The organism is Chryseobacterium mucoviscidosis (genome assembly GCF_002177115.1).
In the GTDB taxonomy this organism is placed as follows: Bacteria; Bacteroidota; Bacteroidia; order Flavobacteriales; family Weeksellaceae; genus Chryseobacterium; species Chryseobacterium mucoviscidosis.
Window position 1 is genome coordinate 1 of sequence record NZ_MVAG01000123.1, and the last position, 254, is coordinate 254.

Annotated in this window: 1 protein-coding gene; it reads left to right on the forward strand. The window is 49.2% G+C overall.

The genetic code is table 11. From position 1 onward, the window contains the following. Nucleotides 1-44: 44 nt before the first annotated feature. On the forward strand, nucleotides 45-254 hold a 210-nt coding region (locus B0E34_RS22775; protein ID WP_165762995.1), incomplete at its 3' end, for a phosphotransferase.

Sequence of the window (254 nt, forward strand, 5' to 3'; positions counted from 1 at the left end):
ACCGGCAACTCGAAACGTATCCTCACACTGCCGAGACTTGGTGAGTGATTCACGCGGATATTACCCGCGGCAATCTGCTGGTGACGGATCAGGGCATATCCATGATTGATTTTTGTTTATACGGTTATGGCTACTATCTCTTTGATGCCGGAGGTGCGGCTCTTATTTTCAATCGGGAGGAACGGGATGTCTTCCTATCGGGTTATACGGAGCAGACAGGACCACTGACGATGCGTGATATTCGGTTAATGGAA